The organism is Dinoroseobacter sp. S375, from assembly GCF_049800775.1.
Lineage (GTDB): Bacteria > Pseudomonadota > Alphaproteobacteria > Rhodobacterales > Rhodobacteraceae > Dinoroseobacter.
In genome coordinates, this window is the sequence record NZ_JBNAFR010000011.1 from 21,266 (window position 1) to 43,056 (window position 21,791).

General features: G+C 66.0%; 22 protein-coding genes and 1 riboswitch. Of the genes, 12 read left to right on the top strand and 10 right to left on the bottom strand.

Going from position 1 to position 21,791, the window contains the following annotated elements; genetic code table 11:
- Nucleotides 1-37 precede the first annotated feature (37 nt).
- The 9 genes from ACP150_RS19040 to ACP150_RS19080 all read right to left on the bottom strand — a co-directional run bounded on the left by ACP150_RS19040 (nucleotide 38) and on the right by ACP150_RS19080 (nucleotide 7,922).
- Nucleotides 38-1,219: a UxaA family hydrolase gene (locus tag ACP150_RS19040; RefSeq protein ID WP_424968281.1), complete on the bottom strand. Its 1,182-nt coding sequence runs from the start codon at nucleotides 1,217-1,219 to the stop codon at nucleotides 38-40.
- Between the two features lie 12 nt (nucleotides 1,220-1,231).
- Nucleotides 1,232-1,522 (bottom strand): UxaA family hydrolase, encoded by a 291-nt coding sequence (locus tag ACP150_RS19045; RefSeq protein WP_424968283.1) that lies wholly within the window; start codon nucleotides 1,520-1,522, stop codon nucleotides 1,232-1,234.
- Between the two features lie 15 nt (nucleotides 1,523-1,537).
- The gene (locus ACP150_RS19050) at nucleotides 1,538-2,521 is read right to left on the bottom strand and encodes an alcohol dehydrogenase catalytic domain-containing protein (protein ID WP_424968284.1); all 984 of its coding nucleotides are present in this window, start codon (nucleotides 2,519-2,521) and stop codon (nucleotides 1,538-1,540) included.
- Nucleotides 2,518-3,285 (bottom strand): SDR family NAD(P)-dependent oxidoreductase, encoded by a 768-nt coding sequence (locus ACP150_RS19055; protein WP_424968285.1) that lies wholly within the window; start codon nucleotides 3,283-3,285, stop codon nucleotides 2,518-2,520. Before ACP150_RS19055 ends, ACP150_RS19050 begins: the two co-directional genes overlap by 4 nt.
- Nucleotides 3,278-4,585, bottom strand: coding sequence for a histidinol dehydrogenase (gene hisD / locus ACP150_RS19060; protein WP_424968286.1), 1,308 nt, complete (start codon nucleotides 4,583-4,585; stop codon nucleotides 3,278-3,280). Before hisD ends, ACP150_RS19055 begins: the two co-directional genes overlap by 8 nt.
- A gap of 9 nt (nucleotides 4,586-4,594) precedes the next feature.
- Nucleotides 4,595-5,923 (bottom strand): TRAP transporter large permease, encoded by a 1,329-nt coding sequence (locus ACP150_RS19065; RefSeq protein ID WP_424968287.1) that lies wholly within the window; start codon nucleotides 5,921-5,923, stop codon nucleotides 4,595-4,597.
- 13 nt (nucleotides 5,924-5,936) lie between these two features.
- On the bottom strand, nucleotides 5,937-6,452 hold the full coding sequence (locus ACP150_RS19070) for a TRAP transporter small permease (protein WP_424968288.1): 516 nt from the start codon (nucleotides 6,450-6,452) through the stop codon (nucleotides 5,937-5,939).
- 117 nt (nucleotides 6,453-6,569) lie between these two features.
- Nucleotides 6,570-7,718 carry a TRAP transporter substrate-binding protein gene (locus ACP150_RS19075; RefSeq protein WP_424968289.1) on the bottom strand — a complete coding sequence of 383 codons (1,149 nt, stop codon included), beginning with the start codon at nucleotides 7,716-7,718 and terminating at the stop codon, nucleotides 6,570-6,572.
- A 12-nt stretch (nucleotides 7,719-7,730) separates the two neighbouring features.
- The gene (locus ACP150_RS19080; protein ID WP_424968290.1) at nucleotides 7,731-7,922 is read right to left on the bottom strand and encodes a hypothetical protein; all 192 of its coding nucleotides are present in this window, start codon (nucleotides 7,920-7,922) and stop codon (nucleotides 7,731-7,733) included.
- A 179-nt stretch (nucleotides 7,923-8,101) separates the two neighbouring features.
- Between ACP150_RS19080 and ACP150_RS19085 the strand changes: the two genes are divergently transcribed.
- The 12 genes from ACP150_RS19085 (at nucleotide 8,102) to ACP150_RS19140 (ending at nucleotide 20,482) form a co-directional block, all read left to right on the top strand.
- Nucleotides 8,102-9,157 (top strand): LacI family DNA-binding transcriptional regulator, encoded by a 1,056-nt coding sequence (locus ACP150_RS19085; RefSeq protein WP_424968291.1) that lies wholly within the window; start codon nucleotides 8,102-8,104, stop codon nucleotides 9,155-9,157.
- 273 nt (nucleotides 9,158-9,430) lie between these two features.
- A riboswitch (guanidine-I (ykkC/yxkD leader) is annotated at nucleotides 9,431-9,544 on the top strand.
- 87 nt (nucleotides 9,545-9,631) lie between these two features.
- Complete coding sequence (locus ACP150_RS19090) at nucleotides 9,632-10,696, top strand: putative urea ABC transporter substrate-binding protein (protein WP_424968292.1); 1,065 nt, start codon at nucleotides 9,632-9,634, stop codon at nucleotides 10,694-10,696.
- A 60-nt stretch (nucleotides 10,697-10,756) separates the two neighbouring features.
- Nucleotides 10,757-11,569, top strand: coding sequence for an ABC transporter permease (locus ACP150_RS19095; RefSeq protein WP_424968293.1), 813 nt, complete (start codon nucleotides 10,757-10,759; stop codon nucleotides 11,567-11,569).
- Nucleotides 11,566-12,393, top strand: a complete 828-nt coding sequence (locus ACP150_RS19100) for an ABC transporter ATP-binding protein (RefSeq protein WP_424968294.1) — start codon at nucleotides 11,566-11,568, stop codon at nucleotides 12,391-12,393. The genes ACP150_RS19095 and ACP150_RS19100 overlap by 4 nt, the downstream gene beginning before the upstream one ends.
- Nucleotides 12,394-12,436: 43 nt before the next feature.
- Nucleotides 12,437-13,681 carry an agmatinase family protein gene (locus ACP150_RS19105; RefSeq protein WP_424968295.1) on the top strand — a complete coding sequence of 415 codons (1,245 nt, stop codon included), beginning with the start codon at nucleotides 12,437-12,439 and terminating at the stop codon, nucleotides 13,679-13,681.
- Nucleotides 13,671-14,159, top strand: coding sequence for a hypothetical protein (locus tag ACP150_RS19110; protein WP_424968296.1), 489 nt, complete (start codon nucleotides 13,671-13,673; stop codon nucleotides 14,157-14,159). Before ACP150_RS19105 ends, ACP150_RS19110 begins: the two co-directional genes overlap by 11 nt.
- Nucleotides 14,160-14,255: 96 nt before the next feature.
- Nucleotides 14,256-16,451 carry a thiamine pyrophosphate-dependent enzyme gene (locus tag ACP150_RS19115; protein ID WP_424968297.1) on the top strand — a complete coding sequence of 732 codons (2,196 nt, stop codon included), beginning with the start codon at nucleotides 14,256-14,258 and terminating at the stop codon, nucleotides 16,449-16,451.
- On the top strand, nucleotides 16,448-17,185 hold the full coding sequence (locus ACP150_RS19120; RefSeq protein WP_424968298.1) for a 5-oxoprolinase subunit B family protein: 738 nt from the start codon (nucleotides 16,448-16,450) through the stop codon (nucleotides 17,183-17,185). The genes ACP150_RS19115 and ACP150_RS19120 overlap by 4 nt, the downstream gene beginning before the upstream one ends.
- Nucleotides 17,182-18,192 (top strand): biotin-dependent carboxyltransferase family protein, encoded by a 1,011-nt coding sequence (locus tag ACP150_RS19125; protein ID WP_424968299.1) that lies wholly within the window; start codon nucleotides 17,182-17,184, stop codon nucleotides 18,190-18,192. Before ACP150_RS19120 ends, ACP150_RS19125 begins: the two co-directional genes overlap by 4 nt.
- Nucleotides 18,189-18,959: a LamB/YcsF family protein gene (locus tag ACP150_RS19130; RefSeq protein WP_424968300.1), complete on the top strand. Its 771-nt coding sequence runs from the start codon at nucleotides 18,189-18,191 to the stop codon at nucleotides 18,957-18,959. Before ACP150_RS19125 ends, ACP150_RS19130 begins: the two co-directional genes overlap by 4 nt.
- A gap of 72 nt (nucleotides 18,960-19,031) precedes the next feature.
- Nucleotides 19,032-19,724, top strand: a complete 693-nt coding sequence (locus ACP150_RS19135; protein ID WP_424968301.1) for a D-lyxose/D-mannose family sugar isomerase — start codon at nucleotides 19,032-19,034, stop codon at nucleotides 19,722-19,724.
- 5 nt (nucleotides 19,725-19,729) lie between these two features.
- Nucleotides 19,730-20,482, top strand: a complete 753-nt coding sequence (locus tag ACP150_RS19140) for a sulfite exporter TauE/SafE family protein (protein WP_424968302.1) — start codon at nucleotides 19,730-19,732, stop codon at nucleotides 20,480-20,482.
- Here the strand turns inward: ACP150_RS19140 and ACP150_RS19145 are convergent.
- Nucleotides 20,479-21,783: a TRAP transporter large permease gene (locus tag ACP150_RS19145; protein WP_424968304.1), complete on the bottom strand. Its 1,305-nt coding sequence runs from the start codon at nucleotides 21,781-21,783 to the stop codon at nucleotides 20,479-20,481. The two genes, ACP150_RS19140 and ACP150_RS19145, sit on opposite strands and share 4 nt — an antisense overlap.
- Nucleotides 21,784-21,791: the final 8 nt, after the last annotated feature.

Below are 21,791 nucleotides of genomic sequence, written 5' to 3' on the forward strand. Positions count from 1 at the left end.
ACGGGCGCGCGAAGGGACTCGCGCGCCCGCCTGATCTTTACGCGCTCCGATACAGCTTTGTCATGGAGAATTCCCGGTGTCCGAGAGCCTCCGCGGCGGTATTGCGCCCGTTGGCCGTGCGGCAGATCATTTCGATCAGCGCATCGCCCGCTTCGTCGATGGTCATCTCGCGGCGCAGGATGCCCGAGACGTCCACATCCACATGCTCGCTCATGGTCCGAACGGTGCGCGGGTTGGCGGTGATCTTGATCACCGGGACGATCGGGTTGCCGACCACGTTGCCCTGACCGGTGGGGAAGGTGTGGATCACCGCACCGCCCGCCGCCATCAGCGTGACGCATTCCGCCGCCGCCGAGGAGCTGTCCATGAAGTAGAGGCCATTGCCCGACTTGGGCGCCTCAGCGGGCTCGAGGATATCGATGAACTGCGAGGTCCGACCGATCTTCTCGAGATTGCCGAGGGCTTTTTCCTCGATGGTGGTCAGACCGCCCTCGATATTGCCCTTGGTGGGCTGGCTGTCGCTCAGGTCATCGGTCTGGTGCGCGAAGATCACGTCATCCTGATAGGCCTTCCACATCTTGTACCAGCGCTCGCCGACCTCTTCGTTGATCGCACGCTTCTGGCAGATATGCTCGGCGCCGGTGATCTCGGAGGTCTCGCCGAAAAAGCCGGTGATCCCTTCGGGCAGGAGCTTGTCATACATGTTGCCAACGGTGGGGCAGGAGCCCAGACCGGTGGTCGTGTCGCTCTCGCCGCATTTGGTCGAGACCCAGAGCTCGTTGATCGAGCATTCCTCGCGCTGCATCTCGGTCGCCTTGTGGACGAAATCCTTCGCCGCCCAGGAGGCCGCGCGGATCGTCTCGAAGTCGCCCTTCTGCTCGATCGAGAATTCGGCCACTTCCTTGCCGGTCTCGCGGATGCCGTCGGCGATGCGCTTGGTCCAGCCGGGCTCGATCCCGATCACCACGACCGAATGCACGTTCGGGTTTGCGCCCGTGCCGATGATGGTGCGGAAATGCGTCTCGAGGTCTTCGCCGAACTGCAGGCGGCCATAGGCGTGCGGGATCGCCATGGTGCCTTTGACGTTGTTCGCGACTGCTTCGCAGGCCGCGTTCGAGATGTCGTCGACCGGCAGGATGATGACGTGGTTGCGCACGCCCACACGGCCGTTTTCACGCCGGTAACCCTTGACCGTCAGATTGGAGTATTTCGATGCCATGAGAGTGGCTCCTTACCAGCGTTTCGTTTTGCAATTATGGGTGTGCAGATGCTCGCCCTGGCCGACATCGGCGATGATCTTGCCGATGTCCTCGCCGTATTTCATGGCCGTGTCGCCGGACTTGAGGTCGGTGAGCGCGACCTTGTGGCCGATCGGCACATCATGCTTGGCGGTCAGGCGGAAGGTGGAATTGTCATGGGTGATGCAGCACAGCATATCCGTGCCAGCGGTCAGCCCCTCGACCACCACGACGCCGACATTGTCGGCTTGCTCGTGGACCAGAAGGTGCGGGATTTCAGACATGTATGTCTCCTGTCTTTACGGCTTGAGTATGATCTTGGGGGCGGGCACGCGGCCCGCGCGGATATCGGCAAAGGCCGCAGCCCCCTCGGCAAGGGGGCGGGTCTCTGTCCAGTCGAGCGCACCCAGACGGCCATCGAACATGGCCGCGCAGGTGTCTCGAAAGTCTTGTGCTGTGTAGGTGTATGTCCCGATCACAGTGATCTCTTGCAGGGTGATGCGCCGAATGTCGAGCCCGGCGGCCCCGCCGCCCAGCCCGATATGCAGCAGCAGACCGCCGGGCCGGGTCGCGGCACTGGCGGCTGCGCGGGTCGCGTCATAGCCGACCCCGTCCACGGTGATGTCAAAGATCTGGCCCTCGACATCCTCCGGGGCGACCACGTTGCAATTCTCGTTGAGGTTCAGATACGAGCGCCGGATCGCGTTGGGTTCGACCAACGTCACGTCGCGCACCCCTTGCGCGATCAGGCTGATCGCCGCGGCCACGCCGATGGCACCGCCCCCGATCACCAGCGCGGTGTCGCGGCGGTCATCGGCCATGGATTGCAGACCCAGCCGGATCGCGTGCCAGCTGACGGCGACGGGCTCAGCCAGGGAGGCCTTCTCGAGGCTGAACCCATCGGGCACGGTCACCAGATTGCGCCCGGGCATGGTCACGTATTGCGCAAAGGCGCCTTCGCGCGGCGGCATCGAGATGATCTGGCGCGTCTCACACAGGTTGTCGCGCCCCGAGACACAGGCAGGGCAGGTGCCGCAGGTCACCAGCGGGTTGATCGTGACCCGCTCGCCGTCCCGGGGCCCGCCGACGATCTTGCCCGCACCCTCATGGCCGAGGATCAGTGGCGCGGGGCGGCGGTCATCATGGCCCAGATAGGCATGCATGTCCGACCCGCAGATCCCGACACTGTCGATGCGGATAAGGTGATGGTCATCGGCGGGCGTCGGATCCGCGACGTCGCGAAACTCGAGTTCTTCTACCCCGGTGTAAACAAGTGCCTTCATTTGGCCGTGAACCCTCCATCCACCATCAGGACCTGCCCGGTGACATAGGCCGAGGCCTCCGAGCACAGGAAGAGGAGCGGGCCGTCGATATCCTCGGGCGTGCCATTGCGCCCGATGCAGGTCTTGTCGGCGAGCTCCTGGGCGAGGGCGGGGTTGTCGAAGACGGGGGCCGTCAGCTCGGTGCGGAAAAAGCCCGGGCCGATGGCATTGGCGTTGATCCCCTGCGCCGACCAGGCTTCGGCCATGGCGCGGGTGAGTTGGGCGATCCCGCCCTTGGTGGCCCCGTAGGCGACGCCGCCCGGAAAGGCCCGGGTCGTCTGCAGCGAGGCGAAATTCACGATCCGGCCCCAGCCCTTTTCGGACATGGCCGGCACAAGCGCCTGCGCCAGAAAGAACGGCGCGGTCAGGTTCAGGGCAAGCGTCTGGTCCCAGCCCTTGGCGGTGACCGCATCGGCGCGCTCACGGGTGTTGATGCCCGCGGCCAGCACGAGGATATCCGGCGCACCGAAGGGGGCGGCGACGGCCTCGACCATGTCTTGCAGACTGTCACGGTCGGCCACGTCCCAGACCACGCTTGCGGTCTGGCCCTTGGTCTCGGCCTCCCATGCGGCCAGTGCCTCGGCGCGGCGGGCGACGCCCACGACGGACGCCCCCGCGTGCGCGAGGATCGTGGCCGCGCGCCGACCGAGCCCGGAGCTCGCGCCGGTCACGCAGGCCACCCGACCTGTGAGGTCGAGCAGGGAGGCAGGCGTCCCGTCAGCCATTGGCTGTCAGGTCGAAGGTCTGGTCGGGGAAGTACTTCTTGAGGCGGATATCGGCCGTGCGGGCATGGCCTTCCATTCCCTCGAGACGTGCGATCCGAGCGGTGGCTTCGGCTACGGGCTTGGCGCCTTCGCGGGTCGAGCGCTGCCAGGTCACGATCTTCATGTACTTGTGGACCGACAGGCCGCCGGTGTAATTCGCAGCCCCCGAGGTCGGCAGCACGTGGTTGGTGCCCGACGCCTTGTCTCCAAAGGCCACGGTGGTCTCTTCGCCCAGGAAGAGCGAGCCATAGCAGGACAGCCGGTCAAGCCACCAATCCAGATCCTCGGCCTGCACCGTCAGGTGCTCGGGCGCGTAGTCGTCCGACGTGGCGGCCATCTCTTCGCGGTCGGCGCAGAGGATGACCTCGGCATAGTCGCGCCAGGCGGCGGTGGCATTGTCGCGGTTCACATCCGGCAGATCGGCGATCAGGTCGGGCACAAGGCGCATGACCTCTTCGGCGAGGGGACGGTCATCGGTCACCAGCCAGACCGGCGAGTTGTAGCCATGCTCGGCCTGTCCCACCAGATCCGCAGCCACGACCATCGGGTCGGCAGAGGCATCGGCGAGGATCAGGCTGTCGGTCGGCCCGGCGATCATGTCGATCCCGACCCGGCCAAAGAGCATCCGCTTGGCCTCGGCCACGAACTGGTTGCCCGGACCCACGAGGATGTTGGCCTTGGGCAGCCCGAAAAGCCCGAAGGTCATGGCCGCCACACCCTGCACTCCGCCCATGGCGAGGATCGTGTCCGCGCCGCAGATATGCGCCGCATAGATGATGGCAGGGGCAATGCCGACCTCGGGCCGGGGCGGGGAGCAGGCCACGATGTGGTTGCAGCCCGCCACCTTGGCCGTGGTCACGGTCATGATCGCGCTGGCGATATGGCTGTAGCGCCCGCCGGGCACATAGCAGCCCGCCGCCGAGACCGGGATCGCCTTTTGACCCGCGATCAGGCCCGGCACGATCTCGGTCTCGAAATTCGCCACCGTGGCCTTCTGGGCCTCGGCGAATTTCTTGACGTTGGCATGGGCGAACTGAATGTCCTGCTTCAGTTTCTCCGGCACCACGGCGATTGCCGCGTCGATCTCTTCCTGGCTCAGGATGATCGACCCCTCGTAGTTGTCGAACTTCTTGGCATAGGCGAGGGCGGCGTCATCCCCGCCGGCCTCGATCTCGTCGAGGATGCTGCGCACGATTTCCTGCGTGTCAGAGGCATCGCTCTTGGGGGTGAGGGTTGCTTTTTTGAGATATTCTCTCGGCATGGATCAGTCCTACTTGAAGATATCTGGAAGGAGCGCTGTGGAAATCGCCGGGATATAGGCAATCATCAGCGTCACGATGAGCATGAAGAACACAAACGGGATGGCGCGATAGGCGATTTTCAAGATCGACTCCCCCGTTATGCCCGAGACCACGAAGAGGTTCAGTCCCAGCGGTGGCGTGATGAACCCGACGCCGAGGGCGGTGATCATCATGATGCAGAACTGGATCTCGTTCATCCCGATCTCTTCGGCCAGCGGCAGCAGGATCGGTGCGAGGATCACGATGTTCGGCGTGGTCTCCATGACGCAGCCTGCGGCCACGAGGATCCCCACCATCAGCAGGATCAGCACCCAGGGCTCTTCGCTCAGGCCCGTGGCCACTGCGACGAAGCCTTGCGGCACCCCGATGATCGCCAGCGCTTCGGCGAGCGGCACCGAGAAGGCGATGATCGGCAGGATCACACCGTTGACCTTGGCCGAGCTGACCAGCATGGCCGGGAAATCGCTCAGCTTCAGGGTGCCGAGGATGAAGCCCATCAGGATGGTCACGACGACGGCGGTGGCGCCCGCTTCGGTCGGCGTCAGACGGCCCGAGAAGATCCCGTAGAAGATGATGCCGGGCACGATGAAGGCGTACCACCCGGACTTCAGGGCCTTTCCGAGGCGCGAGAAATACTCGCTCGCGCTGATATTGCCGCCACCTTCCCAACCGTTGAGCCGGTTCATGATGATGTTGGACACCAGGATCGAGACGAGGATCGCCAGACCCGGGATCACCGCTGCGAGGAACAGGGTGGAGGCCGATATCCCCAGCACGAGGCCGATGATGATATAGGCGATCGAGGGCGGGATCAGGATCCCGGTACAGGCACCCGCCGCCACCAGCGCACAGGCATAGGGCCGGGGGTAGCCGCTCTCGACCAGACGGTCGATCGTCATCCGGCCCACCGCCGCAGCACCCGCCGCGTCAGAGCCCGAGATCGCCGCGAACATCCCGCAGACCAGCACCGTGGCCGATCCGAAGCCGCCCTTGGCGAATTGTGTGAGCGCTTCTGCCACGTCGAGGAATTTGCGCGACAGGCCCGTCCGGACCAGCGCATCCCCCGTCAGGATGAAGAGCGGAACCGCCGTCAGCGCGAAGGCGTCGATCCCGGAGAAGAGGCGTTCGCCCACAAGGCTGAGGGGCAGGGCGCCCGACCAGACCAGCATGAGGATCGCGGAGGCGCCGATGGCGGCCCAGACCGGAACGGCCAGTGCCACGAGGACGACGAACATGATCACGGGGCCATAGAAATCCCAGCCCAGGATCACGGATTGTTCCATTTGTTGCCAAAGCATTTATCCGGTCCTCTCAGTCAAACAGCTTGTCGCCTTCGTAAACGGGACGTCCCGCACGAAGGTCGCTCACATCTCGCCGCAAGGACTGCACGAGGCGGAAAATGACGAGGGTGAAGCCGATGGGCACAGCCATCAGGAACCAGACCTGGCTGATCCGCAGACCCGGGGTGACCGAGCCAAACTTGGCCGAGACGAGCACCGTTTCGAAGGACCAGTAGAGCGCGATGATCGCGACCACGAACATGACCAGATCGCCAAAGATATAGAGCAGGGTTTTCACCTTGCGGCCCGCATACTGCATGATCACGTCGATGCGGATATGGCCGCGCTCCTTCACCGCTGCAGCGCAGCCGATCCAGGCGAGGTAGATAAAGGAATAACGGACAATCTCTTCTCCCCAGATCGAGGAGTAGGACATGAGTTCACGCCGCAGCACCTCGATGAACATGGTGGCGACGAGCATCACGTAGAACAAAAGCAGGGCCCATCTCTCCCCGTTCTTGTCTATCGCTTTCAAGATATTTTGCATGAGTCCCTCCCCGACCCCAATAGGGCCCTGCCCTGGCTCGGGCTGGTCCGTGCTTTTTTGAAACGGTTGTGAGGGACCGGCGCGCCAAGGCGCCGGTCCCGAATGGTCTTCCGTGAGTTACGCGTCGTGTACGTAGTACTTTCCTCTTGTTTCTGCGGCTTCGGCCAGCTTGTCGAAGGTCTCCATGGAGCCCGCAAGCTCGACCTTGAACTCGTCCCATTCGGAACGCTGGTAGCCGCCTGCCTCTTGCCATTCGGCCAGCTGGTCGTCGTTCAGCGAGTGGAACTGGACACCGGCCTTGGTCAGCTCGGACATCGCGTAGGCGCGCGCAGAGGGCACCTTGGCGAGGTTCTGATGCGTGGTCATCTCGCCGGCGAACTCGATACCTTCCTGCACATCGGCAGGCAGGGAGTTGAACCATTCGAGGTTCATCGAGAAGACCTGGCTGTCCGGCACCGCCTGGGTGAAGGTCACGTGGCTGAGAATGTCGGCAAAGCCGAACACGTAAAGCGCACCGACCGACGGATCGAGCGCATCGGCCACGCCCTGCTTGATCGCCGAGGGGGTTTCGCCCCAGGCCACCGGCGTCGGGTTGGCGCCGACCAGACGGTAATACTGCTGCAGCATGGCAGATCCCGGCACGCGGAATTTCACCCCGTCCAGATCGCCCGGCGTCAGGACCGGACCGGCCCCACCGGCGCGCATGGCGACTACGCGGGGGTCGATCACGACATAGAACAGCGCCTTGAAGCCTGCGGCCTCGACCTTGGGGTGGACCTCGGTCTTCCAGGCGTCCGAGCTCACCAGGTTGGTGAATTTCTGGTTGGAGCCACAGAAATACGGCATGTTGATCAGGTCAGCCGCGCTCGCATAGGGCGCGAAGTTGGACAGGGAGTGCTGTGCACACTGGATCGTGCCGCCCTGAACCGCCTGCACCAGTGCGCCGCCCGCGCCAAGCTGCCCGCCCGGGGCGAGCTTGACATAGACCTTGCCGTTGGTGGCGTTCTGGATGTTTTCCTTCAGGTCGAGCTGCATGATCGGATAGCTGCGCGACGCGCCGAGCACATAGGCGGTGGCCAGCGTCATGGTGTGATCGGCAGCCGCTTCACGCTCACGCTCTTCGCGCGCGCTCTGGGCCACGGCCGCATCAGACCACAAAAGCCCCCCGGCACCGGCCACAAGCGCAGCGGTGAAGCTGCCCGTGCTCGCCAGTTTCAGAAAGTTCCTGCGCTCGACCGAGGCGATTTCTTTCATGTCACGATCCATAGTCTTCCTCCCTTATGGATTCTTGTCTTGTCTGTTCTGTTCGGCGGCTTCGCGCTGCAGAATGGCAGCGGTGAAGGCGATGGCGGCCGCAAAGAGCAGCACCATTTCCTGAACGTCATCGAGGATCGGGGCACCTGAAACAGCGCCAAGTACGACGTTGCCCACGTAAAGCCCGAACAAAATGATTGCGACGATTAATGCCATCGACTCGACCTCCCAGCGCTTCGATTCGAAGTCAATGTAAGCGCTTACATATCGGCAAGCAAGCGCTTACATTGATCTCGGACAAGGTTCTTTTCCCGCGCCCGCTCTGCGGGTAGGGTGGCGCACAGACCGTAGAAGCCGCGCGACAGAATAGCGGCTGCAGCGCGGTTGGGAGGATCATGACAGAACGCCAAAGGCAGAAGCCCCCGGCGCGTAAGGCCGCAAGCGATGCCCCGACTTTGCAGGACGTGGCGCAGGCGGCAGGGGTCTCGACGGCGACCGTGTCGCGCTGTCTCAACTCGCCCCAGCGCGTGGTGAAAGAGACCCGCGACCGGGTTCTGGCCGTGGTCGACAAGCTGGGCTATGCGCCGAATTTCGGCGCGCGGGCTCTGGCGGCCAAACGCACCAACACGATCGGCGCTATCATCCCGACCATGGAAAACGCGATCTTCGCCCGGGGCCTGCAGGCCTTTCAGGAGGAGTTGGCGGGTCATGGCCTGACCCTGCTGGTGGCAAGCTCGTCCTATCGGCCGGATCTGGAAGAAGAGCAGATCCGCACGCTTCTGGCGCGCGGGGCGGATGCACTGCTGCTGATCGGGTTCGAGCGGGCGGCGCGGGTCTATGAGCTGCTGGATCAGCGTTCCGTGCCTTATGTGGTCGCCTGGGCCTTTGACGAGGCCGCGCAGCATCCCGCGATCGGCTTTGACAACCGCCAAGCGATGCAGGCGCTGGCCCGGCAGGTCTTCGATCTGGGTCATCGCGAGGTGGCCATCATCACCGCCCCGCTTGCGCCCAATGACCGGGCGCGGGACCGTGTCTCGGGGGTTTGGGACGCGGCGCGCGAGGTGGGGCTTTCGCCCGATGAGATCGTCCTGATCGAAACGCCGTACTCCATCGAGAACGGGGCTGCTGCGATGAAGTCGCTGCTGGAGCGCGCGCCGGGGACCACGGCGGTGATGTGCGGCAATGACGTTCTGGCCGTAGGCGCCATGGGGCAGGCGCAAAGCATGGGCCGCTCGGTGCCGGGGGACATCTCGATCACCGGGTTCGACGATATCGAGATCGCTGGAATCGTGACCCCCCCGCTGACCACGGTGCATGTCCCGCATCGACAGATGGGCAAGCAGGCGGCGCAAGTCCTCAGCGCGCTGCTGGGTGGGGCCAAACCCGGCGCGCCGGTCCGGTTGCAGACTGAGATCATCTCCCGCGCGTCGCTCGGGGTTGCGCCGGACTGAGCCGGGGCTTTCTCAGTTAACACGTTAGCTTTGTCTCTTATCTATCTGATAAAAAGTGCTTATCATCCTTGGGGTGATCTGACGGGTAGGGCTCGCGTCTTCGAGGCGTTTCGCGCGGCACCGTCCGTCGTCGCCCAAACAGCCCTGCATTGCGCGCCGTGAAATGCATCAGGCTCCCGGTTTTTTCGCCTAGAAATTAGGCGTTGCCCCGGCATGCCGGGAATTCCACGCCTTCGCTGTTTGCCGAACGCCTCCGGCTTTCTACGCTTTCAGGTGCAGGGGGCTTAGGGTTCCGCTTTGCGCGCAGTGCGTGAAGGCTGGTCCGAGAAGCACCGCCCAGGCGGCAAATTCCGCAAGGGTACACGGCGGGCCAAAATCCCGGGAGATTACTGCGTCGGTTCGCCCGCGCCTCATCTCTAGTTCTGTCAGCGGACCGATTTTCCATTTGGACAGAACAGAGAATGGGGAAATTTGATGCTCAAGACAGTCACGCTCAAGACAGCGCTTTTGACCACCGCACTGGGTCTGGCCCTCGCCGCGCCGGCCTCCGCGATGGAGAAATCCGAGTTCCGGGTCGCCTGGTCGATCTATGTGGGCTGGATGCCATGGGGCTATCTTGAGGACTCGGGCATCATGGACAAATGGGCCGAGAAATACGGCATCGATGTCGAGATCGTGCAGATCAACGATTATGTCGAGTCGATCAACCAATACACGGCGGGGGCCTTTGACGGGGTGTCGGCGACCAATATGGACACGCTGTCCATCCCCTCGGGCGGCGGGGTCGATACCACGGCGCTGATCGTCGGGGATTACTCGAACGGCAATGACGCGGTGATCCTCAAGGGCGAGGGCGGACTCGCGGATCTGGCGGGCAAGCCGGTGAACCTCGTGGAGCTGTCGGTCAGCCATTACCTGCTAGCGCGCGGGCTCGATTCCGTGGGGCTGAGCGAGGCGGATCTGGACGGGGTGATCAACACCTCCGACGCGGATATGATCGCGGCCTTTGCCACGGATGATGTGGAGGCGGTTGTCACATGGAACCCGCTGGTCTCGACCATTCTGGAGGAGCCGGGGGCCACCAAGCTGTTCGACAGCTCGGACATTCCCGGCGAGATCATCGACCTGATGGTGGTGAATACCGACACGTTGGAGGCGAACCCGGATTTCGGCAAGGCGCTGGTCGGGGCATGGTACGAGGTGATGGGGCTCATGGCCTCGGGCGATGAGGCCGCGCTGACGGCCATGGCCGAGGCCTCGGGCACGGATCTGGCCGGGTACAAGGCGCAGCTGGCGTCCACGGAGATGTTTTATACCCCCGCGGATGCGGTGGCCTTCACCAGCAGTGCCGAGTTGCCCGAGACCATGGTGAATGTGGCGGAGTTCCTGTTCGACAAGGGCATTCTGGGCGAGGGCGCGCCGAGCGCGGATTTCGTGGGCGTGGCCTATCCGGACGGGTCGACCACGGGCGATGCGGGCAATGTCCAGTTCCGCTTTGACACGACCTATATGCAGATGGCCGCGGACGGCGCGCTCTGAGCGATCCGACCCCTGGTCGGGCGCCGCGGGCGCCCGGCCAGACCCCGGCGAGGAGGTCCCATGCGGCTGATCAATCGAAAACCCGGACGGGTGCTGGCGCTGTTTTTGCTGCTGCTGCCGTTTCTAGGCATTCTTCTGGCCTATAAGATGGGCTCGGATGCGCGGCTTGCGGTGAACCCGCAGGACAAGCTTTTGCCGGCGCTCTCGACCCTGAGCGCGACCGCGGAGCGGTTGGTGAGCGAGGGCAGCCGCCGCACCGGCGAGATCCTGTTCTGGAAAGACACGTGGTCGAGCCTGACGCGGCTGGGGCTCGGCGTCGGGATTGCCTCGCTGATCGGGCTGATCGCCGGGCTTGCGATCGGGCTCTTGCCCTATATGCGCGCCACGCTGGCGGGCTTCGTGGCCGTGGTCTCCATGGTGCCGCCGCTGGCGATCCTGCCCATCCTGTTTATCGTTTTCGGCCTTGGCGAGGTCAGCAAGGTCGCGCTGATCGTGATCGGGATCACACCGTTTCTGATCCGGGACATGTCGGCGCGCACCCTGGAGCTGCCGAGCGAGCAGATCATCAAGGCCCAGACCCTGGGGGCCTCGTCGCTGGCCATCGCGATCCGCGTGGCCCTGCCGCAGATCATGCCGCGCCTCATTCAGGCGGTGCGCCTGTCGCTCGGGCCCGCATGGCTGTTCCTGATCGCGGCGGAGGCGATTGCCTCGGAGGATGGGCTGGGCTACCGGATCTTTCTCGTTCGGCGCTTTCTGGCGATGGATGTGATCCTTGTCTACGTGGTCTGGATCACCATCCTGGCATTCGCGATCGATTATGCGCTCAAGACCTTGTCGCGGCGGCTTTACCCGTGGATGGAGGCCTCATTATGAGTTTCGTGCGCGCCGAGAACCTGTTCCAGAGCTATGGCCAGCGGCCCATTCTGGAGCGGATCAACATCACCGCCGATGAGGGGGAGTTCATCTCGATCGTCGGGGCGTCGGGCTGCGGAAAGTCGACCTTTCTGCGTTTGCTGCTCGATCAGGAGCAGCCGACGCGCGGCGAGATCTATGTGGATGGCGAGCCGCTCGCGGGGGAGCCGACCCAGAGCCGGGGAATCGTGTTTCAGCGCTATTCCGTGTTTCCGCATATGACCGTGCGTGAGAACCTGATCGCTGCCGAGGGGCTGGGCGCGAACCTCTTCGGGATCCTGTCGCCCGGGGCCAAGCGGGCCGCAGGGGCGCGCGCGGATGAGGCTTTGGACCGGATCGGGCTGGCCCATGTGGCGCAGAACTATCCCGCGACCCTCTCGGGCGGAATGCAGCAGCGGCTGGCCATCGGGCAGGCGCTGGCGGCACGGCCCCGGATCCTGTTGCTGGATGAGCCTTTCGGGGCGCTTGATCCGGGGACGCGGCTGCAGATGCATGCCTTCTTGATGGAGCTGCGGGCCGAGACCAACATGACCGTGTTCATGGTGACCCATGATCTGGAAGAGGGGTTCAAGCTGGGCGACCGGGTCTGGGTGTTCGACAAGCCGCGCTGGGATCCCCATGATCCGGAGGCGTTCGGCGCCACCATCACCTATGACTTCGAGGCCCGCGATGGCGGGATCCCGTTTCAGAGCGGGCTCGGGTCCGCAGCGCCCGGCCCGGACGTCACGGCCCGCCCACCCACCCCCGCGCCGTCCGACCCGGGCGCTGCGGACCTTACGACCTAACCACGACTGCAAGACATCTCGGATACCGAGACTGGAGGATCTCATGCTCATCGCACCTGAGGCGCGCACGCGCTCTCACCACCCGGCGGATCAGCGCCATGACGCGCGGCGTTATCACCATCCGGATCTGAGCCGGCTTCAGGGCTGGAAGGCGATGAAGGCCGAGGCGGACCTGCCCGAGGGGCGCTGGGACGAGGAGCGGCGCTGGGCGCTGAAGATGGGGCTGACCGGGGCGGACAGCATCGAGGACAAGTCGATCCCGACCTTTGCCCGGGGCGAGTTGCCCCATTACGCGGGCATCAATACCTTTCTCAAGGCGCCCTATGCCGAGGATGTCGCGGAGGTGCAGCATTACGATGCCACCGTGCTGGGCATTCCCTTTGACGGCGGCACCACGTACCGGCCCGGCACGCGCTTCGGGCCTCAGGGTGTGCGCAAGATCTCGGCGCTTTACACGCCTTATAATTACGAGCTGGGCGTGGATCTGCGTGAGCAGATGACGCTCTGCGATGCGGGGGATGTGTTCACCATCCCGGCCAATCTCGAGAAATCCTTCGACCAGATCACCCGTGCTGTCAGCCATGTGGCCTCGTCGGGTTCCTTGCCGATCATGATCGGGGGCGACCATTCGATCGGGTTTCCCTGCGTGCGCGGGATTGCGGATTGCACCTCCAAGAAGATCGGGATCGTCCATTTCGACCGCCATGCGGACATTCAGGAAAAAGACCTGGACGAGCGGATGCACACCACCCCGTGGTTCCACGCCACGAACATGCCCAATGTCCCGGCCAAGAACCTCGTTCAGGTGGGCATCGGCGGCTGGCAGGTGCCCCGCGAGGCGGTGAAGGTTGCCCGCGAGCGCGAGACCAACATCATCACCATGTCGGATATGGAGCGGATGGGCGTCGACAAGACCGCCGAGATGGCGCTCGAGATGGCTTGGGACGGGGTGGACATGGTCTATATGTCCTTCGATATCGACAGCATCGATTGCGGCTTCGTGCCCGGCACCGGCTGGCCCGAGCCCGGCGGCTTCCTGCCGCGCGAGGCGCTGGCGCTGGCCTCGAAGGTCGCTGCCGAGGGGATCTGCGGGATGGAGCTGGTCGAGGTCAGCCCGCCCTATGACACCTCGGACATCACGGCCCTGATGGGCACGCGGGTGATCGTCGATGTTCTGGGGGCCATGGTTTCGGCAGGCACGCTCGGCAAGCACAAGCGCCATATCGACAAGCCGGTCACCATCCCCGCCGGTGAGTTCGAAGGAAAGCGGTGGTCCAATGCCACATGATCACGACCACGGCCATGATCATGCGCACGGGCATGGTCATGGGCATCACCACCACGCGCAGGACCACGACCATGTGCGGGGGGATCACAATGCCCGCCCGGCGCGGCACTTGCACAGCCATCCCCATGAGGACCGCCCCGAAGAGGACATCCAGGCGCTCGCGGCCGAGTTCATCAGCAGTTTTCAGGCAGCCCAGGACAAGGCGGCCTATCTCACCCTGAACGGGATCCCGCGCGAGATCCCGGACCGGGACGGGGGCGCGCCGCTCAAGCTGGTGGATGTGCAGCTCACGACCGAGTGGCAGGTGGGAACGGCCTCGCCCTCCTTCGGGTCGCGCGAGCTGACCTATCTGCCCTTTCCCGGTGACATGATCGAACCGCGCTCGAATCTGGGCTTCGTCTATGTCTCGATCCACCGCAAGGAGATGGTCGACCTGCGCGATGTGCTCGCCGAGCGCATGGCCAAGGGCGCGGTCTGAAGGCGGTCTGAATTCTGCTGATTGCAACTGCCTGCGGAGGCAGGCAGTCTGGCCCGGCAGGAGAGAGGGCGCGCCGCGGCGCGAGCAGACCACGCCATGGACCGGGCCGAGATCGTACATGAGAATTTCCGTCGCCGTGTGGCGGCGGAGGACCTGCCAGCGGGGGCGGACCCTGCGGCGGGGCTCAGCCCGGCCGCGCTGCGCGGGCTCTTTGATGCGCAGGTGCTGAGCCGAGCGCTCGACCGCACGAGCCGGGCCATGCAGAAGGCGAGGCAGGGGTTCTACACCATCGGCTCCTCCGGGCATGAGGGGATGGCGGCGGTGGCCCATGCCCTCCGCGCGGATGATATCGCCTTTCTCCATTACCGCGACGCGGCCTTCCAGATCGCGCGCGGGCAGCAGGCGGGCATGGCGCTGGACGAGATCGCGCGGGATATGCTTCTCAGCTTTGCCTGTGCCGCCGAGGACCCGATCAGCGGCGGGCGGCACAAGGTGCTGGGCTCTCGCCCCCTGATGATCCCGCCACAGACCTCGACCATTGCGAGCCACCTGCCCAAGGCGGTGGGGGCGGCCTATGGCATCGGTCTGTCGCGGCGGCGTGCGCCGGGCTGGCCGCTGGTGCCCGATACGGCGATTGCCATGTGTTCTTTCGGCGATGCCTCGGTGAACCATTCCACGGCGCAGGGCGCGCTGAACACGGCCGGCTGGGCCGCGATCCAATCGGTGCCGCTGCCGCTGTTGTTTGTCTGCGAGGATAACGGGATCGGGATCTCGACCCCGACACCCAAGGGCTGGATCGCCGCGAGCCTCTCGGCGCGGCCCGGCCTGCGGTACTTCACGGCCAATGGGCTGGATCTGTGCGAGACCGCCGCCAGGGCCGCCGAGGCCGCCGACTGGGTCCGGCGCACGCGCAAACCGGCGATCCTGCATCTGACCATGGTGCGGCTCTATGGCCATGCGGGGGCGGATCTGCCCACCACCTATCTGCCGCAGGCGCAGGTCGAGCGGGAGGAGGCGGATGATCCGCTGCTCCATTCCGTGCGGCTGTTGCAGGGGGCGGGCGCCTTGGCACCGTCCGAGGCGCTGGCCCGGTATGACGAGGTGACCACAGAGGTCGCTGCGCTCAGCGGGCGGGCCGCGCAGGCACCCAGCCTCGGCGATGCCGGGGCGGTGGCCGCCTCGCTCCTGCCGCCGCGCCGGGCCGCGCCGGATCATGCCGCCCCGTCCGCCGAGGCGCGGGCGGCCTGTTTCGCGGGCGACCTCAAGGGGCAAAACAGCCCTCAGCCCATGTCGCGGCTGATCAACTGGGCGCTCACGGATCTGATGTTGGCCCATCCCGAAACCCTCGTGATGGGCGAGGATGTGGGCCGCAAGGGTGGGGTCTATGGCGTCACGCAAAAGCTGCAGGCGCGGTTTGGCGCGGACCGGGTGATCGACACGCTGCTCGACGAGCAATCGATCCTCGGGTTGGCCATCGGGCTGGGACAGACCGGCTTCACCCCGATCCCCGAGATCCAGTTCCTCGCCTATCTGCACAATGCCGAGGACCAACTGCGCGGCGAGGCGGCAACCCTGTCTTTCTTCAGCCAAGGCCAGTTCACGAACCCGATGGTGCTGCGCATCGCCGGGCTGGGCTATCAGAAAGGCTTCGGCGGGCATTTCCACAACGACAACTCGCTGGCGGTGCTGCGCGATATTCCGGGGCTGGTGATCGCCTGTCCTTCGGTCGGCGATGACGCGGCGCGGATGTTGCGCGAATGCGTGCGGCTGGCGCGCGAAGAGCAGCGCGTGGTGGTCTTTGTCGAGCCCATCGCGCTCTATCCGATGCGCGATCTGCACAGCCCCGGGGATGGCGGCTGGATGCGCGCCTATCCGGAGCCCGGAGCGCGGATCGCCCTGGGGGAGATCGGTGTGACCGGGACCGGGCGCGATCTGGCGATCGTCACCTATGGCAACGGGCATTACCTGTCCCGCCAAGCCCTGCCGGAGCTGGAGGCCGCCGGGATCGCCACACGGGTCATCGACCTGCGCTGGCTCGCGCCGCTGCCCGAAGCCGCATTGCTGGAGGCCGTGGCGGACTGCGCCCATATCCTGATCGTGGATGAATGCCGCCGCACGGGCGGGCAGGCCGAGGGGCTCATGGCGCTCTTTGCTGAGCAGACCGATGCGCGGCTCGCGCGCGACACCGCCACGGATTGCTTCATTGCCACCGGACGCGCCTATGCCGCGACCCTGCCCAGCCGCGAGAGCATCCTTGCCGCGGCGCGCGCCCTGCTCGGGAGGCCCGCGTGAGCGACTGGCCCTGCATTCGCCCCGTGGGCGTGACCGGCTGGCTGGTGAGTTTTGGCGATACCCTGACCGAGCGCGCCAACCGCGCCGCACTTGCCTTTCGCGCGAGCCTCGAGTCCGAGCGCTGGGCGGAGGTGGCCGAAACCTCCAGCACGCTGGCCTCGTGCTTTGTGCGGTTTGACCCGGTGACGGCGGATGCGGACGCGCTGGAGGCGCGGCTGAGCGCGCTTCTGGTGGCGCGGGACTGGTACGCCGCCGCCCCGCCGGAGGGGCGCAGGCTCTGGCAGATCCCTTGCGTGTTCGGCGGGCCGCGTGCTCCGCAGCTGGAGGAGGCTGCAGCGCAGGCGGGCCTTTCCCCCACCGAGGCGGTCGCGATGCTCAGCTCGGCACGGGTGCGGGTGCTCACCTTGGGGTTTGCGCCTGGCCAGCCCTATCTCGGCACGCTGCCCGAGGCCTGGGATCTGCCGCGCCAGACCGGGCTCACACCGCGCGTGCCGGTGGGCGCACTGGTTCTCGCGATCCGGCAATTCGTGCTCTTTGCGACCTCAGCCCCCACGGGCTGGCGGCATGTGGGCCAGACGGCCTTTCGCGGCTATCGACCCGAGGCCGAGCAGCCCTTTGCCCTGCGCCCGGGCGACGAGGTGGTCTTTCCGGCGGTGGATGAGGCGACTTATCTGGACCGGTGCGATGCTGATCCCAGCGGGCTTGGCGGCGCAACCAGCGAGCCGCTGTCATGACCGCACAATTCGAGATCCTCGAGGCCGGCCCGGGGCTGAGCCTGCAGGATGCGGGTTGGCGCGGCTATATCGGGCAGGGGCTCTCGCCCGGTGGGGCCGCCGACCCGAGGGCGCTGGCCGAAGGGGGCGTTTTGCTGGGGCAGGATCCGCGCCGCGCCGCGCTTGAGATGGCCGGGCGGGGGGGGCGGTTTCGCGCCACGCGGGACTGCCGCATCGCGCTGACCGGCGCGCCCATGCAGGCGACAATGGACGGGGTGGCGATCCTCTGGAATGCCAGTCACCGCCTGCCCGCCGGGGCCGAGCTGAGCATCGGGGCCGCGCGCACGGGGGTGTACGGCTACCTGCATGTGGGCGGCGGGTTCGACACGCCGCAACGGCTCGGCTCGCGTGCGACCCATCTGGTCGCGGGGCTCGGGAGGCTTCTGGTCGCCGGGGACACTCTGCCGCTCGGTGCGGATGGGGGCGGGGCGGTGGGACAGGTTCTGCCGGATCCGGAGCGCTTTTCCGGAGGCCGTCTGCGGATCGTGCGCAGCTTTCAGTCTGACCGCTTTGCCGAGGCGGATCTGCTGCGCCTGTCTCAGACCGCCTTCACCCGCGATATGCGCGGCAACCGCATGGGCGTGCGGCTGGACCACAAGGGCCCGGGCTTTTTCGCCCAAGGCGGGCTGACGGCCCTGTCTGAGATCGTCGTGCCCGGCGACATTCAGGTCACGGGCGAGGGCGCGCCCTATATCCTCGGCGTCGAGTCCCAGACCACCGGCGGCTATCCCCGGATCGCCACCGTGATCCCGGCGGATCTGCCGCGCGCGATGCAGGCCCCGCCCGGTGCGCCCCTGCGCCTGACCCTGATCCCGCGCGCCGAGGCCATCGCCATCGAGCGCGCCGAGGCCCTGCGCCTGCGCGACCTGTCCCGCGGCCTGCGCCCGATCCTGCGCGACCCGGCGGATATCGCGGAACTTCTGTCCTACCAGCTTATCAGCGGCGTCACCGCCGGGGAGGTCCCATGACCCAGACTGTCGATCTCAACGCCGATATGGGGGAGGGGTTCGGCCCCTGGCCCATGGGCGAGGATGCCGCCCTGCTGGAAACGATCACATCGGCCAATATCGCCTGCGGCGCCCATGCGGGGGATTGGGATGTGATGGCCCGGACCATGGCGCTTGCGACCGAACGCGGCGTCGGGATCGGGGCGCATCCGGGCTTTCCGGACCTGCAGGGCTTCGGGCGGCGGCGGATGCAGATGCCCCATGACAGCTTGCGCAACCTCGTGGCCTACCAGGTGGGCGCGGCGCGTGGCATGGCGCAGCGCGTGGGCGGCACCGTGCGCCATGTAAAGCTGCACGGCGCGCTGGCCAATATGGCTTCGGAGGACGCGGCCATGGCGCAAGCCTGCTACGAGGGGGCGCTGGCGGTGGATCCGGATGTGATCATCATGGTGCTCGCCGCCACGGCGCAGCAGGAGGCCGTGCAGGCGCTGGGCTGTCGCTGGGCGGCCGAGATTTTCGCCGACCGGGCCTATAATGACGACGCCACGCTGGTCGACCGCCGCCTGCCCGGCGCGGTGATCCACGACGCTGCAGAGGCAGGCGCGCGCATGGTCCAGATGGTGCAGGCGGGCGCGATCATCACCGCGAGCGGCGCGCAGATCCCCACGCCGATTGACACGATCTGCCTGCATGGGGACACCGCCGAGGCCGTCGGGATCGCCCGGGCCACCCGCGCAGCGCTTGAGGCGGCGGGCATTACGCTCGGGGTTTTTCCGGGACGGCGCTGAGCCCTTTACACCCCGCGCAGGCCCGCGCATGGTCCGCCCGAGAACGCCGCAGGCAGCTTGACGGAGGAGCCCATGAAACGGTCGCGCATCAACGAGATCATGGCAGAGGCCGACGCCTTCATCCGGCGGCATGGCTTCGTCCTGCCGCCCTTCGCCTATTGGACCCCCGAGGCCTTCGCGGCCAATGCCAGCGACGCGGCCCATGTGATCGACGCGCGCTGCGGCTGGGATATCACCGATTATGGCGCGGGGCGCTTCGACGAGATGGGGCTGTTCCTGTTCACCCTGCGCAATGGCCGTCTGGCGGACCTGCAGCGCGGGGGCGGCATGTGCTATGCCGAGAAGCTTCTGATTTCGCGGCAGGATCAGCTGTCGCCCATGCATACCCATGTGCTCAAGGCTGAGGATATCATCAATCGCGGCGGTGCCACGCTGGTGGTGGAGCTTTTCGGGTCGGATGATGCGGGCGGGTTTGCCGAGGATCGCGGGGGGCAGGTGGCCTGTGACGGCGTCACGCGCAGCTTTGCCCCGGGCGAGAAGCTGAAGCTCGCGCCGGGCGAGAGCGTGACCCTGATGCCCGGGGACTGGCATGCCTTTTGGGGCGAGGGGGGCGATGTGCTGATCGGCGAGGTCTCGACGGTCAATGATGACGAGACCGACAACATCTTTCGCGAGCCCATCGGGCGCTTTGCCGAGATCGACGAGGATGAGGCCCCGACCCATCTGCTGGTGAGCGACTACGCCGCGCGCTTCGGGGCCGCCTGATCCCAATGGATGCGGTGGACCCGCTGGCCATTCTGGCCATCTTCACCGCGCTGGCCATGGGCGGGATCGTCAAGGGGGCTACCGGCGCGGGCGCGCCCGTGGCCGCCATCCCGGTGATTGCCGCCTTCTTTGATGTGCGTCTGGCGGTGATGGTCATGGCCGCGCCGAACCTTTTGTCCAATTGCTGGCAGCTCTGGCAGTTCCGGGCCCATCGCCTGCCGGGCAGCTTCCCGTGGATCTTTGCCGGCGGGGCTGCGCTGGGTTGCATTGGCGGCACGCTCTTGCTGGCGAGCCTGCCGGAGCGTTGGCTGGTGCTGACCGTGGCGTTCTGCGTGGCGGCCTATATCGGCCTGCGCCTCTTGCGGCCCGAATTCCGGCTGGCCTTCGCGACGGCAGAGCGGATCGTCTGGCCGGTCTCGCTGGTCTCGGGGGTGCTGCAGGGCGCGGCGGGGATCTCGGCGCCCGTCTCGGTGAGCTATCTCAACGCCATGCGCCTGGCGCGCCCGGCCTTCATCGCGACGATCTCGGCCTGCTTCATCGCCATGGCGGCGGTGCAGCTGCCCATGCTCTTTGCCACGGGGCTGCTGAGCTGGCCGCTTCTCGGGGTGAGCATCTTTGCCCTGCTGCCGATCCTCGGCTTCATGCCGCTGGGCGCGTGGCTCGCGCGCGCGCTCACGCCTGCGGGGTTCGACCGGCTGGTGCTCTTGATGCTGGGGGCGGTGGCGCTGCGGCTGTTCTACGTGGCCTTCACCGGCTAGCCGAACATCGTGTCCGGCAGCAGGAGTGCGAGATCCGGGATCAGCAGCACGAGGATCACCGCCGCCAGCATGGCGAACCAGAAGGGCCAGATCCCGCGAAAGATCGTGCCCAGCGGCACCTCCCGCGCGATGCCCTTGACTACGAAGACATTGATCCCCACTGGTGGCGAGATCAGCGCCATTTCCAGCACGATCACCATCAGGACCCCGAACCAGATCAGGTCCACGCCAAGGCTCTGCAGGATCGGCTGCACCAGCGGAATGGTCAGCACGAGGATCGCGAAGCCCTCAAGGAAGGTGCCCAACACGATAAAGGCCAGAAGGATCGCGACCACCACCTGCATCGCCGTGAAGCCCTGCGCGCCGACCCATTGGGTCAGGGCATAGGTGACGCCAGTGAATCCCACGAAGGTTTTGAACACAAAGGCGCCGAACAGGATCAGGAACACCGTGCCTGTGGATTTCAGCGTGTTGGTGACCACCTCGCGCAGATTGGGCCAGGTCAGTTGCCCGCGTAGCACCGTCACCCCCAGCGCCAGCAGCGCGCCGATCCCCGCGGCCTCGACGGCGGAAAAGGCCCCGGTATAGATCCCGCCAATGGTCAGAACGATGATCCCGACGATCCAGCTCGCGCGGCCAAGGGCGGCCAGGCGCACCGCCATGGGCTCGGCGCCGGTCGCTTGCGGGGCCTTGCCCGGGTCGCGCAGCACCACGAGCCAGATCGCGAGGATGAAGAGCCCGGTCAGCATCAGTCCCGGCAGCACCCCGGCCATGAAGAGCCGCCCGATGCTTTCCTCGGTCAGGATCGCATAGACGACAAAGCCCGCCGAGGGCGGGATCAGGATGCCCAGCGTGCCGCCGGCGGCAATCGCGCCCGTGGCCAGCCCGTTATCGTAGCGATAGCGCTGCATCTCGGGCAGGCTCACGCGGCCCATGGTGACCGCGGCGGCCAGAGACGAGCCCGACAGCGCCGAGAATCCCGCGCAGCCCACGATCGTGGCCGAGGCCAGCCCGCCCCGCATATGCCCAAGCCAGCTATGGGCCGCCGTATAGAGGTCGCGCGACATGCCCGAGACCCCTGCGAGGTTCCCCATCAAGATAAAGAGGGGCAGGATCGTCAGGGGGTAGTTCGACGCCTCGGAAAAGATCTCTCCGGCGACCACCGGCAGGCTCGCCTGGGGCCGGATCGCATAGATCCCGCCCGCGCCGACCAGCATCATCGCCGTGCCCACGGGCATCCGGATGAACAGCAGGCCAAACAGGGCCAGAAAGCCGAGAAGGGCGATGGTGGTCGTGTCCATGGGGCGGC